Origin of the sequence: Nocardia sp. NPDC057663, assembly GCF_042799895.1 — a bacterium.
GTDB lineage: Bacteria > Actinomycetota > Actinomycetes > Mycobacteriales > Mycobacteriaceae > Nocardia.
Genome location: NZ_JBHVHX010000003.1, coordinates 623653 through 636411 on the forward strand (window position 1 = coordinate 623653; position 12759 = coordinate 636411).

Annotated in this window: 14 protein-coding genes; 8 read left to right on the forward strand and 6 right to left on the reverse strand. The window is 69.9% G+C overall.

Features of this window, described 5'->3' with window-relative positions; all coding sequences use genetic code 11:
• Positions 1–79: 79 nt before the first annotated feature.
• The gene (locus ACFVAV_RS10785; protein ID WP_379033263.1) at positions 80–1654 is read left to right on the forward strand and encodes a succinic semialdehyde dehydrogenase; all 1575 of its coding nucleotides are present in this window, start codon (positions 80–82) and stop codon (positions 1652–1654) included.
• A gap of 35 nt (positions 1655–1689) precedes the next feature.
• Positions 1690–2517, forward strand: coding sequence for an SDR family NAD(P)-dependent oxidoreductase (locus ACFVAV_RS10790; RefSeq protein WP_379033266.1), 828 nt, complete (start codon positions 1690–1692; stop codon positions 2515–2517).
• A 64-nt stretch (positions 2518–2581) separates the two neighbouring features.
• Here the strand turns inward: ACFVAV_RS10790 and ACFVAV_RS10795 are convergent, their stop codons facing one another.
• A complete protein-coding gene (locus tag ACFVAV_RS10795; RefSeq protein ID WP_379033268.1) occupies positions 2582–3397 on the reverse strand; it encodes a putative protein N(5)-glutamine methyltransferase in 816 nt (271 codons plus the stop codon).
• Between the two features lie 33 nt (positions 3398–3430).
• Positions 3431–4303 (reverse strand): YdcF family protein, encoded by an 873-nt coding sequence (locus ACFVAV_RS10800; RefSeq protein ID WP_379033270.1) that lies wholly within the window; start codon positions 4301–4303, stop codon positions 3431–3433.
• Positions 4304–4472: 169 nt separating this feature from the next.
• Here ACFVAV_RS10800 and ACFVAV_RS10805 point away from each other — a divergent pair, with 169 nt between their 5' ends.
• Complete coding sequence (locus ACFVAV_RS10805; RefSeq protein WP_379033273.1) at positions 4473–5324, forward strand: bifunctional 5,10-methylenetetrahydrofolate dehydrogenase/5,10-methenyltetrahydrofolate cyclohydrolase; 852 nt, start codon at positions 4473–4475, stop codon at positions 5322–5324.
• Between the two features lie 27 nt (positions 5325–5351).
• Here ACFVAV_RS10805 and ACFVAV_RS10810 read toward each other — a convergent pair whose 3' ends face one another.
• The 3 genes from ACFVAV_RS10810 to ACFVAV_RS10820 form a co-directional block, all read right to left on the reverse strand.
• On the reverse strand, positions 5352–6233 hold the full coding sequence (locus tag ACFVAV_RS10810) for a hypothetical protein (protein ID WP_379033276.1): 882 nt from the start codon (positions 6231–6233) through the stop codon (positions 5352–5354).
• 320 nt (positions 6234–6553) lie between these two features.
• Positions 6554–7306 carry a L,D-transpeptidase family protein gene (locus ACFVAV_RS10815; protein WP_379033279.1) on the reverse strand — a complete coding sequence of 251 codons (753 nt, stop codon included), beginning with the start codon at positions 7304–7306 and terminating at the stop codon, positions 6554–6556.
• 128 nt (positions 7307–7434) lie between these two features.
• Positions 7435–8094 (reverse strand): cyclodeaminase/cyclohydrolase family protein, encoded by a 660-nt coding sequence (locus ACFVAV_RS10820; RefSeq protein ID WP_379033282.1) that lies wholly within the window; start codon positions 8092–8094, stop codon positions 7435–7437.
• Positions 8095–8245: 151 nt separating this feature from the next.
• Between ACFVAV_RS10820 and ACFVAV_RS10825 the strand changes: the two genes are divergently transcribed.
• Positions 8246–9283 (forward strand): LLM class F420-dependent oxidoreductase, encoded by a 1038-nt coding sequence (locus ACFVAV_RS10825; protein WP_379033285.1) that lies wholly within the window; start codon positions 8246–8248, stop codon positions 9281–9283.
• Positions 9284–9346: 63 nt separating this feature from the next.
• On the opposite strand, the gene ACFVAV_RS10830 is transcribed toward ACFVAV_RS10825, so the two are convergent.
• On the reverse strand, positions 9347–9682 hold the full coding sequence (locus ACFVAV_RS10830; protein WP_379033289.1) for an STAS domain-containing protein: 336 nt from the start codon (positions 9680–9682) through the stop codon (positions 9347–9349).
• Between the two features lie 189 nt (positions 9683–9871).
• Between ACFVAV_RS10830 and ACFVAV_RS10835 the strand changes: the two genes are divergently transcribed.
• From ACFVAV_RS10835 to ACFVAV_RS10850, 4 genes are all read left to right on the forward strand, one after another.
• Positions 9872–10399, forward strand: coding sequence for a pyridoxamine 5'-phosphate oxidase family protein (locus ACFVAV_RS10835; protein ID WP_379033292.1), 528 nt, complete (start codon positions 9872–9874; stop codon positions 10397–10399).
• Positions 10400–10522: 123 nt separating this feature from the next.
• Positions 10523–11002, forward strand: coding sequence for a cation:proton antiporter regulatory subunit (locus ACFVAV_RS10840; protein WP_379033295.1), 480 nt, complete (start codon positions 10523–10525; stop codon positions 11000–11002).
• 60 nt (positions 11003–11062) lie between these two features.
• Positions 11063–11545: a cation:proton antiporter regulatory subunit gene (locus ACFVAV_RS10845; protein WP_379033298.1), complete on the forward strand. Its 483-nt coding sequence runs from the start codon at positions 11063–11065 to the stop codon at positions 11543–11545.
• A 10-nt stretch (positions 11546–11555) separates the two neighbouring features.
• Positions 11556–12749: a cation:proton antiporter gene (locus ACFVAV_RS10850; protein WP_379033595.1), complete on the forward strand. Its 1194-nt coding sequence runs from the start codon at positions 11556–11558 to the stop codon at positions 12747–12749.
• Positions 12750–12759: the final 10 nt, after the last annotated feature.

Consider the following 12759-nt stretch of genomic DNA (forward strand, 5'->3'; position numbering starts at 1 on the left):
TCTAACACTAGTGTTCAGGCAAATACCGAACCTGCGCGATCGCTCCGCGCGACCCATCTGCCGAGGAGAAGGGCCGACAATGACGACAGCCCCCGAGCTGACCGCCGAACCAACCGCGCTGCCTACCGCGCTGGTCAAGCCCCTGTTCGACCGTGCGATGGCGGGCGGCGCCGCGTCGGTGGCGGTCTTCGCCCCGGCCACCGGCCACAAGATCGGTGACCTGCCGCAGTCCTCCGTCGCCGACATCGACCGTGCCTTCGCCGTCGCCCGCCACGCGCAGCGCGACTGGGCCAAGGTGCCGGTCAAGCAGCGTGTGGAGATCGTGCGCCGCTTCCACGACATCGTGCTCGCCGAGCAGGACACCATCCTCGACATCGTGCAGACCGAGACCGGCAAGTCGCGCCCGCACGCCTTCGACGAGGTCGCCGACGTCGCGCTGAACTCGCGCTACTACGCCGCCGTCGCGCCCAAGCTGCTCGCCGACCGCAAGCCGCGCGGCGTGCTGCCGGTCCTCACCTCGGTCGACGTGCGCCACCGCCCCAAGGGCGTCGTCGCGGTCATCTCACCGTGGAACTACCCGCTCGCGCTGTCGGCCTCCGACGCGCTGCCCGCCCTGGTCGCGGGTAACGCCGTCATCGCGCGCCCGGACAACCAGACCGCGCTGTCGGCGCTGTGGGCCATCGACGCCGCCGAGCGCGCCGGTCTGCCGCGCGGCCTGTGGCAGGCCGTGCTCGGCCGTGGCCGCGAGATCGGCGGCGACGTGATCGCCCGCGCCGACTACGTCGACTACACCGGTTCCAGCGCGACCGGCCGCACCATCGCCCAGCAGGCCGGTGAGCGCCTGATCGGCTACTCGCTCGAGCTCGGCGGCAAGAACCCGCTGCTCGTGCTCGCCGACGCCGATGTCTCCAAGGCCGCCAAGCTCGCCGTGCGCGCCTGCTACTCCTCGGCGGGCCAGCTGTGTGAGTCGATGGAACGCATTTACGTCGACGCCTCGGTCTACGACCAGTTCGTCGCCGAGTTCGTCGGCAATGTCAAGAACATGACCCTCGGCGGCGAGCTCGACTACAGCAAGGACATGGGCTCGCTGACCTTCCAGCGTCAGCTCGACACCGTCACTGCGCACGTCGACGACGCTGTCGCCAAGGGCGCCAAGGTGCTCGCCGGTGGCCGTGCCCGTCCCGACCTCGGCCCGTACTTCTACGAGCCCACCGTGCTCGCCGACGTGGCGCCCGGCATGACGGTCTACCGCGAGGAGACCTTCGGCCCGGTCGTGTCGGTGTACAAGGTCGACTCCGACGAGGCCGCCATCGAGGCCGCCAACGACACCGCCTACGGGCTCAACGCGAGCGTGTGGAGCAAGGACGCCGAGCGCGGCAAGGCGGTCGCCGCGCGGATCAACGCCGGCTCGGTGAACGTCAACGAGGGTTTCAGCGCCGCCTGGGGCAGCGTCGACGCGCCGTCGGGTGGCCTCGGCATCTCCGGTCAGGGGCGTCGCCACGGTCCCGAGGGGCTGCTGAAGTACATCGACACCCAGACCATCGCGGTCCAGCGGGTGCTGCCGATCGCGCCGCTGCCCGGCATGTCCGAGCAGATGTGGGCCAAGACGATGACGCTGGTCTTCGGCGTCATGAAGTCGCTACGCCAGAAGTAGCGGCAAGCAGGAAACGAAGCAGGGGTAGGCATTACATGAAACTGGAGACGGTCGCGGGCAAGCGGGTGCTGGTCACCGGCGCCGCCATGGGCCTGGGCAAGTTGTTCGCCGAGACGGCGGTCCGTGAGGGCGCCGATGCGGTGGTGCTGTGGGACGTCAACGAGCTCTCGCTGCGTGAGACCGCGGCGCAGCTGACCGCCCAGGGCGGCAAGGTGCACTCCTACGTCGTCGACGTGTCCTCGCAGGACTCGATCCGCGAGGCCGCCGACGCGGTGCGCAACGAGATCGGCGGGATCGACATCCTGGTCAACAACGCCGGAATCGTGCGCGGTAACACCTACTTCTGGGAAACCGAGAACCGCGCCGACATCGACATGACCATGGCGATCAACTCGCTGGCCCCGATGTACATCGCCCTGGAGTTCCTGCCGGGCATGGTCGCCGGAGCCGGTGAGGCGCGGGTCCTCAACATCGCCTCCTCGGCCGGTCTGGTCGCCAACCCGCGCATGGCCGTCTACGCGGCGTCGAAGTGGGCGGCGCTGGGCTGGTCGGACTCGGTGCGCCTGGAGCTCGAGCAGGCGGGCCACGACCACGTCAAGTTCACCACGGTCTGCCCGACCTACATCAACACCGGCATGTTCGACGGCGCCAAGGGCATCCTGTTCACGCCGATGCTCGAGCAGAACGATGTCGTCGAGACGTCGTGGCGGGAGATGAAGAACGGTGGCGCCCTGGTGGTGCTGCCGTGGACCTCGCGGATGAACCGTGCGCTCACGGGTCTGCTGCCGATCAAGGTGCGCGACTTCTACCTCAACGCGGTGGGTGTGTACCACTCGATGGATCAGTTCACCGGACGCAAGTAGGCACCGGAAGGGGATGCCCCCGTCGACCGGCCGCGGACGCGGTGGTCGGCGGGGGCATCGTCGTTCAGCGTGGATCGGCCACGCGGGTGCCGAGGACGACGGTGGCGTAGTACTCCTCGGAGTGCTCGACCCGCGGCCCCAGGCCGTGCTCCGCGAGCACCGCGCACGCCGTGTCGACCTGTCCCGTCGAGGTTTCCACGAGCACCGTCCCACCCGGCGCCAGCCAGCTCGCCGCGCCCTCGGCGACCCGCCGGAACACATCGAGCCCGTCCGCGCCGCCGTCGAGCGCGACGAGCGGTTCGTGCTCCCGCGCCTCCGGTGGCATATCCGCGACCCGCTCGCTCGGCACATACGGCGTATTCGCCAGCAGCACATCGATGCGCCCCCGCAGATCGCCCGGCAGCGCGTCGAACAGATCACCGCCGAACACCGGCGCGCTCAACGGCGCCAGATTCTCCCGCGCGCAGGCGACGGCCACCGGATCGATATCGGCGGCGACGAGCTCGACATCGCAGCCGCGGGCGGTGAGTTCGGTGGCCGCGGTCAGCCCGAGCGCCCCACAGCCACAACACAGATCGACCACACACGCCCGGGCAGTCCCCGGCGCGACACCGGCCACCGCCTGTTCGACCAGGAACGCGGTCCGCTGCCGCGGCACGAAGACACCGGGCCGCACGCCGACCCGCACCCCGCGGAATTCGACCCAGCCGAGCAGGTATTCGAGCGGGGTCCCCGCGACCCGCTGCGCGACGAGCGCGTCGAGGCGGGCGGCGTCACCGGCGGCGGCCGCCAGCAACAGGGCGGCCTCGTCTTCGGCGAAGACACAACCTGCGGCACGCAGCGCGACGATCACGTCGGCGAGGGTGGCGGAAACATGCATGCAGCGATTGTCCCTGACCCGGCAACCGATTTATCAGCGCGAGCTGTCGAGCTCGAACGTGCGGGTCGCGTCCAGGTAGATCCCGCGCTGCGCGGCCTTGGCGGGCGGCGGTAGCTGCGAGACCAGCTGTTCGAGGGAGGTCATCGCCCCGACCACGTTCGTTCCGGCCACGATGAAGTCGGCGACCGCGCGCCGGATGTGGTTCGGCGAGGTCACCACCACGGCACCGGTCGCGCCGAGATCGCGCAGCAGCCGGGTGCTGAACAGTGCGTTCTGCACCGTCGACCCCGCCCGGTCCTCCACGTGGATCCGCTCGCCCGGCAGCCCACGCCCGACCAGCCAGCGCCGCATCGCCTCCGCCTCGGAGATCCCGTTCTGCGGGTTGCCGCCGGTGACGATCACCGGCGAGAACGGCGCGGCCACGGCCTGCAGCCAGGCCGCGGTCAGCCGGTTCTCCAGTTCGGGCCGCAGCGCGCCGTCGGGCAACAGCCCGTAGCCGAGGACCACGATCCCGGTCTGCGGACCGACCAGCGCGGGTAGCGGATTGGGCAACGTCGACGCCGCCGCGGTGACCGCGCGCAGCACGTTGGAGGTGCCTGCGGCCATCCCCGCGTCGACCGCGCCGAGCCGCGCCAGCGCCGCGCCGACCGCGGCATGGTCGCCCGCGTAGTGCGACCAGATGGCCTGCAACGCGAGCGCGTCGACGTCGTTCGGATCGGCGGCGATGAGGGCGCGCAGGTCGGCCCGGCCCGCGGCGTCGTCACCGTCGGTGAAATGCCGCTGCGCGGAGTTGTAGAGCGCGGTCACGTCCGCTTCGGCGGCGGCGGGGCCGAGGGTGGCGCTCGTGACCGCGGCGACCGCGGCGACGGTGGCAGCCAGCTGTTTCCAATGCCTCGAGATCTTCACGACAGTCGACACCTTTCCCGCGAACGGACGGCACGTACTGGCAGAGCTGATGGCAGAGCAGCCAAAACCCTACGACCGCGCGCGCCGCGCACCCCGGATCCCGACGACGTTCCGCGCGTCGCCGCCCGGTGGACCGCCGGGTGGGTCACGACGGATAAGCTGACCCACCGTGGATACCGCTTCGCTGACCGGCAAGGAACTCGCCGCCGCCATCAACGCCGACACGAAGGAGCGCGCCGCCGCGCTCACCGCCGCGGGCACCGCGCCGACGCTGGCGCTGATCGTCGCCAACGACGACCCGGCCAGCGCCTGGTACGTGAACTCGCTGCGCAAGGCCGCCGAGCGCCTCGGGATCGCGTGCGAGCGCATCGATCTCGGCGCCGACGCGAGCGCGGAGACGATCCGCGCCGAGCTGACCGCGCGCAGCGCCGACCCCGCCACCGACGCGATCATGCTGCAGACCCCGCTGCCCGCCGGCGTCAGCCTCGACGACGTGAGCTCGGCGATCGCCGCGAGCAAGGACGTCGACGGCGTCAGCCCGCTCTCCCTCGGCCTGCTCGCCTCCGGCCTGGACGGTTTCGTCCCCGCCACCTCCGAGGCCGTGGTCGAGCTGCTGAAGCATCACGGCATCGCGCTACAGGGCCGCCTGGTGACCGTCGTCGGCCGCTCGAACATCGTCGGCAAGCCGCTCGCGCAGCTGCTGCTGGCCGAGAACGCCACCGTCACCGTCGCGCACTCGCGCACCGCCGACCTGGCCGCGGTCACCACCCCCGCCGACATCGTGGTCGCCGCCGCGGGCCGGATCGGGCTGGTCACCGGCAAACACATCGGTGACGGCGCCGTGGTGATCGACGTGGGCACCAACGAGGCCGCCGACGGTGGCATCGTCGGCGACGTGGACGCGGCCTCGGTCGGCGGCAAGGCGGGCGCGCTGAGCCCCGTCCCCGGCGGCGTCGGCCCGGTGACCACCGCGCTGCTGATGCGCCACGTGGTCGTCGCGGCCGAGAAGGCGCGCGCCTGACCAGGTTCGCGCCGCCCTCGATCGGGTCTAGCGCACCGGCCCGATCGAGGTGATCAGCGTCTTCCCGCCGACCTTGGCGGTGCCGACCAGCTGCGGGTTGTAGATGATCGGCACCGATTCGGGCCGGAACTCGGTGATCACCACGAAGTACTGGCCGGCGAACGCCGCGGGCGTGATCGACAGGCAGTGGGTGGTGCCCACCGGGATCGTGTCGATGCCGGCCTGGATCGCGGTACCGGAAGGCAGTGCCGCATCGCCGGATACGAGTGTCCTGGCCTGATCACCGGACCGCGCAACGTAATACGCGTGCTGGAACGCCAGGATCGCCGCGACGCCGTTCTCGGTGCCGCCGGGACCGTTGCCCTGGATCTTGCTGCCCACCTGTTCGGCGGGGCAGTCACCGACGACCGGAGCCGCGCTCGTGGGCGCGGGCTCGATCAGGGTGCTCGCGGCCGCGGATTCCGGTGCGGGACCGCGCAATTGGTAGTAACCGCCGCCGATCAGCAGCGCGCCGGCGATCGAGGCGGCCAGCGGCGCGACCCAGCGCGGCGGGCGTCCGCGGCGCCGTGACCGGTCGATCATTCGCGCGAAGACCTCGTCGTCACCGGAGTAGTCGGGCGCGGGCCGCGGCGCCGATTCCGGTTCGGCCGTGACCCAGTCCACCCAGGTGCCTTCGGGACCGGGGGTGATGATCGGCAGTTTGTCGGTGGTCGGTCCGTTGTCGGGTTCGGTGCTCGCCGCGGGCGGCTCCGGAAGTGCGTGGCGCGCACCGGGATCGAAAGGCCCGCCGACGACGGGCAGCCGGTCGGTGTCGTAATTGTCCGCCGGGGCGAGACTGTGCGCCGGGGCGAGCTGCCCGAACAGGTCGGCCGGCCGCTCGGGCGCGTACCCCGCGGACAGGGAGATCACCGGAATACCCGCCGGGGTCGCCGGCCCCTCGATCCGGTGCCGGGGGCCGGTAACCGGCTGCGGACCAGACGTTTCGGTCAGTCTGCGTGGCCGCGGCGCACCCAGGGCGCGCCCGGGCCACCGTGGGGTAGCAGCAGTGAACGGATCACCGGCCGAGCCGGGGTCGTGCTGTCGAGCCCCGGTCGGTCTGTGTGCATCCGGTCGATCCATCGCCCCACCTTCATCAGGGGAGTCGCCGTCAGGTTCCGTCCCGCAACGATTTCGTTACGGGCACGATACTGCGCTGACGGTGGGAACGCCGAATGCCACGAGGGAATTACTCACCAGTGAATGTAGACCGAGTCACCGATGCCGACATTCTCGTAGTACCAAGCCGCATCGCCGGGGGCGAGATTGATGCATCCGTGGCTCACATTGGCATAGCCCTGCGAGTCCACCGACCATGGTGCGGAGTGCACGAATACGCCACCCCAGGTGAGCCTTTCGGCCCATTCGCCGTCGATGATGTAACCCTCGGGGTCGTCGAGCGGGATGCCGATGGTGCGCGAGTCGAACACGACGGACCGGAACTTCTCCAGCACGGTGAAATTGCCGGTCGGCGTTTCGAAACCGGGCTTGCCCATGGACGCGGGCATGTCGCGGACGACCTGTCCGCCCATGCTGACGACGAACCGGTGCGACGACAGGTTCGCTTCGGCGTAGACGCCCTGATTGGTCTGGAATTCGGTGCGCTGGTTGCCGAATTGCACCGAGATCGGTGAGCTCGCGGGCAGCGTGCCGGTGGGTGTCCAGCGCAGTTGGGTGTCGTCGATCCAGGCGAAGGTGCCGGGCAGCGCCTCGGTGGACCGGATCGCTGCGGCGCGTTCGGCGCCCGCGCGGTCGGCGACCGGCGCCGCGAAGGTGAACGTGACCGGCGCGGCGACGCCGACGACCTGTCCGTTCGCCGGTGATATCGCGGTGACCGTCGCGGTCGGAGTTCCTCCGATCAGGGCCGCGGATACGGCTCCGGACCAGAAGGCGGCCAGCAGTGCCGCCATGGTCGCGACGAACAGGAAACGAAGTGCGTTCCTCATAAACGCCACCCCTTCAGTCACTCGTAGGCGGATTCCAAGTCTAGGCCGCCATGATCAACTAGACCTATCGAAGTGGTAACGGCGGACAGGTCTTACGGAGTGTCGTCTTGAATTCGCGCTGTCGCGACTCAGCCGCGAACTGCGTGCAGGACATCGGCGTGCAGGGCATCGGCGCGGGCGGCGATCGTGTCGACGCGCAGTAGGGCCGCGGCGAACGCGTCGCCCAGCGCCGCGGGCAGCGAGCCGACATTGATCTCGATATTGAGCTGCGAGCTCATGGCCGCCGCGCGGGCGGCGTCGGCGGCCGCGCCGATGTCGGTGACCACGTTGGGGTTGCCGACCGGCAGGAGTTCGGCGGCCAGCGACAGGATCTCGTCGGCCTCGTCGACCACCGCGGCGGGCACCCGCGCCGCCTCGACGAGTGCGGCGTTGATCGCCTCGGTGCGGGCGGCGACCTCGTCGTCGGTGTCCTTGGGCAGCTTGTAGGCCGCGCCGACGGCGGTGAACGCGGCGGCGTCGGCATCGGCCAGCGCCAGCGACCGCGCCTGGGCGGCATCGGCGGCCTCGATGATCCGGTCGACGATCGGCCGGTGCACGGCGTCCTTGGCGCGGGTGGTGTAGCGCGCGACCATCGCCACCAGCGCCGCGGCCTGGGCGGCGTGCAGGGCGGCCACGGCGCCGCCGCCCGGTGCGGGCACCTTGGCGCCCAGCTCCGACAGATAGTGCTCCAGGGTCACCGAACCGAAGGAGGGGGCGATCTGCTGCGGCGAGGCGGTGGGCTGCGACACGACGTGGTGGCCTTTCGATGCGGCGAGAACTGCGGTGGGGATTGCCGTCAACGCTACCGGGTGCCCACCGGAACACCCCGCCCGACCAGCACCTGCACGGACAGACCGACCGGTCGGGGTGGCTGTGCGCGCCGGGGCTATGTTGGGTGTCATGCGGATCGGATTGAGCATCAACTACTCGGGCGGTTTCAAGGAGGTCGCGGCCGAGGTCGCCGACCTGGAACGCGCAGGCCTGGACATCGTCTTCGTGCCGGAGGCGTACTCGTTCGACGCGGTCAGCGCCCTGGGCTTCCTGGCCGCCCGCACCGAACGGGTGCAGCTGGCTTCGGGCATTCTGCAGCTCTACACCCGTACCCCCAGCCTGACCGCGATGACCGCGGCGGGCCTGGACTTCGTCTCCGACGGCCGCTTCATCCTCGGCATCGGCGCGTCCGGCCCGCAGGTCATCGAGGGCTTCCACGGCGTGCCCTACGACGCCCCGATCGGCCGCACCCGCGAGCTCGTCGAGATCTGCCGGAAGGTCTGGCGCCGCGAGAAGCTCAACTACCAGGGCAAGTACTACCAGATCCCGTTGCCCGCCGACCGTGGCACCGGCCTGGGCAAAGAGCTCAAGCTGATCAATCACCCCGTGCGCGAACGCATTCCGGTGCTGCTCGCCGCGCTCGGCCCGAAGAACGTCGAGCTGGCCGCCGAGCTCGCCGAGGGCTGGCAGCCGATCTTCTTCCTGCCCGAGAAGGCCAAGGATGTCTGGGGCGACGCGCTGGCGGCGGGCAAGGCCAAGCGTGACCCGTCACTGGGCGAGCTCGAGATCTTCGCAGGCCCGCCGCTGGCGATCGGCGAGAACGTCACCCCGCTGCTGGACTTCGTGAAGCCGCACCTGGCGCTCTACATCGGCGGCATGGGCGCCAAGGGCAAGAACTTCTATCACACGCTGGCCACCAAGTACGGCTACGGCGCGGCCGCCGACCGCATCCAGGAGCTGTACCTGGCCGGTGACAAGCAGGCCGCCGCGCAGGCGGTGCCCGACGAGCTGGTCCGCGACGTGTCGCTGATCGGCCCGGAGGGCTTCGTGAAGGACCGCATCGCGGCCATGGCCGAGGCGGGCGTCACCACGCTGAACGTCACGCCGCTGGCCGAGAACGCCGCGGGCCGGGTCAAGCTGATCGAGCAGCTGCGCGCGCTCTGCTGACCTGTCGACGACAACGCGCCGCCGCCCGGCGAAGCTCTCCGGGCGGCGGCGCGTTTTTCGTGGTCAGGACGTGAACGACGCCAAGGCGGCGGCCAGTGTGGTGTGCATCGCGAACACCTGGTCCAGGCTCGTCATCTTCAGCTGACGACTGGTGGCAGGCCCGTCGGCGACGACCGCGATCGCCGTCGTCTCGCCTGCCCGCTGATGCGCGGCGACCAGGGTCGCCATGCCCGCCGAGGCCAGGAACCCGACCGCGGTCAGGTCGATCACCAGCGTCGCCGGTTTGCCGGCCAGGATGGCCTCGATCGTGGCGTCCAGCGCGGGCGCGGTCGCCAGGTCGACCTCGCCGGTCACCGTCAGCACCGTGACGCCGTCGTGTACCGCCGTCGTGGTGGTCATCGTGTCCGTGAGTGGATACGCGTCTCCGGATGAGTTGGTCACGACTCAACAACACACAACTTCGCCCGAATACGCAAGCCACTGCCGGTGCCGAACCGGCCGTACCTATACTGGAAAACCAGTGTGAGTCCTCCGTTGACCCGCCGGGCCAGCGCCTTTGCCAGGGATCTTCGATCGCCAGGAGCCACGATGCTGCCCGATCCCGTCGACGCCACCGACCTCAACATCTACGGCACCGACCAGCTGCCGTGGAGCCGGGTGCGCACCGCCATCGAGAACGGTCTCGCCGCGCTGGAGACCACCCAGTTCCTCGGCACCGTCGGCCCCGACGGCAGGCCGCACTCGGCGGGCATCGGCGCGACGCTGGTCGGCGAGTACTTCTACTTCACCAGCGGCCCCGGCACCCACAAGTCGCGCTACCTGGCCGCCAATCCCGCGTGCACCCTGTCGTTCCGGTTCCCCGACGACGTCGATCTCGTCGTCGAGGGCACCGCGGCGCGCACCACCGATCACGCCGAGATCGACCGGGTCACCGCGTCGTACCGGGACACCGGCTGGCCCGCCGAACGCGACGGTGACGCGGTCACCGCGCCGTTCAGCGCCCAGAGCGCGGGCCCGGCGCCCTGGTATCTGTACCGGTTCACCACCCACGCCGCGGTGGGCGTCGCCCTGACCGATCCGCACGGTGCCACCCGCTGGCGGTTCGTCCAGGACTGATCGGCGTGCTCAGCTTCTTCTTCAACGCGGCGGTCGTCGCGCTCGCCATCGATCGGCTCAACGGGTACGTGCCCGGCGCAGGGTGGGGCTGGTGTTATCCGGAAGTCGTCGTACTGTGAGGGCGTGAACATCGATGTGACGCCGCTACCGGGGATCGGCGTGTGCAAGGACTTCCCGCTGGCGCAGGCGCGTCGCCGGATCGGCGTGATCGAGCATCGCGACGGCAGCGTCGATCTGGTCGTCTCGCGGGTGGGGGACTACGACACGACCACGTCGATTCCCTTGTCGAGCAACGAAATCGGTGTCCTCGCCGGTCTGCTCGGTGCGCCGCAGGTGGTGCAGAAGACCCAGGACATCCATGGCGTCGGGGAGTTGTCGACCAGGCAGTTCGCGATCGATCGCGGTAGCCCGTTCGACGGTCGGCCGTTGCGGGACACGGCGATGCGCACCCGCACCAAGGCCTCGGTCGTCGCGGTGGTCCGCGCGGGGGATGTGACGCCCTCGCCGGGAACGGATTTCACCTTCATCGCCGGTGATCTCGTCGTCGTCGTCGGTACCGACGAGGGGCTGGAGGCCGCCGGAAGGTTGCTCGACCAGGGCTGAGCGACCGTGCGAATGGTAAAGAGAAGGTAAGGTATCGCCTAGCTGAGGTTAGGTGATCCAATGAATGTAGATGTGACTTCCCTGCCGGGAATCGGTGTCCGGAAAGAGTTCTCGCTGACGAAGGTGGACCGCCGCATCGGCGTGGTCGACCATCGCGACGGTGGCACCGATCTGATCTTCACCAAGGTCGGCGACCCGGATGCCACCGTGCAGATTCCGCTGTCGAGCACCGAGGCCCGTACCCTGGCCGGTTTGCTGGGCGCGCCCCAGCTGGTCGCGCAGCTGCGGGAAGAGCACCGTGACCTCGACGGGGTGAGCACGCGGTCGATGCCGGTGCCGTCGAACTCGGCCTACGCCGGACGGCGCCTGGGCGAGACCGAGATGCGGACCAGGACCCGCGCCTCGATTGTCGCGGTACTGCGGGCCGGCGAGGTCCATGCCTCACCGGGTCCGGAGTTCGAGTTTCTCGGCGGTGACATGGTCGTCGTAGTCGGCACCAATGCCGGGCTCGACGCGGCCGCCGCGATCCTCACCGACGGCTGAGCCGGTGCAGATCAGTGGATCCGCGCTGGCCTTGATCCAGCTCGGGGCGGTGTTCTTCGGTTTGGGTGTGCTCGGGCGAATCGCGGGCCGCGTCGGCCTCTCGCCCATCCCGCTCTACCTGCTCGGCGGTTTGGTCTTCGGTACCGGCGGCCTGATCGAGTTCCACGAGGTGGAGGACTTCATCCACATCGCCAGCGAGATCGGCGTCGTCCTGCTGCTGCTGTTGCTCGGCTTGGAGTACACGGCGGGGGAATTGGTCACCGGCATGCGCAAGTCGTGGACGGCCGGCCTGCTCGACCTGGTGCTCAACGCGACACCGGGCATCATCGTGGCGCTGATGCTGGGGCTGGGGCCGACCGGTGCCATCGCGATGGCGGGCGTCACCTATATCTCGTCCTCCGGCATCGTGGCGAAGGTGCTCAACGACCTGGGCAGGCTGGGTAACCGGGAAACCCCGGTGGTGCTGTCGATCCTGGTGTTCGAGGACCTGGCGATGGCGGTCTATCTGCCGGTGCTCACCGCCGTGCTGGCCGGCGTCGGCTTCGTGGCCGGATTGACCACCGTTGGCATCGCGCTGGTCGCGGTGACCGTGGTCCTCGTCGTCGCGCTGCGCTACGGCAGGTATGTCTCGGCGATCGTGGCCAGCGAGGATCGGGAGATCTTCCTGCTCAAGCTGCTCGGTTCGGCGCTGCTTGTGGCCGGTGTCGCCTCGGCGGTGCAGGTATCGGCGGCGGTGGGCGCGTTCCTGCTCGGCATCGCGATCTCCGATTCCACCGCGCACGACGCCACCAAGATCCTCGAACCGCTGCGCGACCTGTTCGCGGCGATGTTCTTCGTCCTGTTCGGGCTGAGCACCGATCCGGCGACGATTCCGCCGGTCCTGGGCTGGGCGGTGCTGCTGGCGGTGGTCACCACCACGACCAAGATCGCCACCGGCTGGTGGGCGGCCAAACGCGCGGGCGCGTCCCAGCTCGGCCGGGCCAGGGCGGGCACGGCGCTGGTCGCCCGCGGCGAGTTCTCGATCGTCATCGCCGGTCTGGCCGTGGCCGCCGGTGCGGTGCCCGCCGAGTTCGCCGCGCTGGCGACCACGTATGTGCTGCTGATGGCGATCATCGGCCCGATCGCGGCGCGCGTCGTCGAGCCGGTCATGCGGGCCACCGTCGGCCGCAAGCAGCGCATCCCGGCGGACACGACCGCGGAGTGAGCCGCGTCCT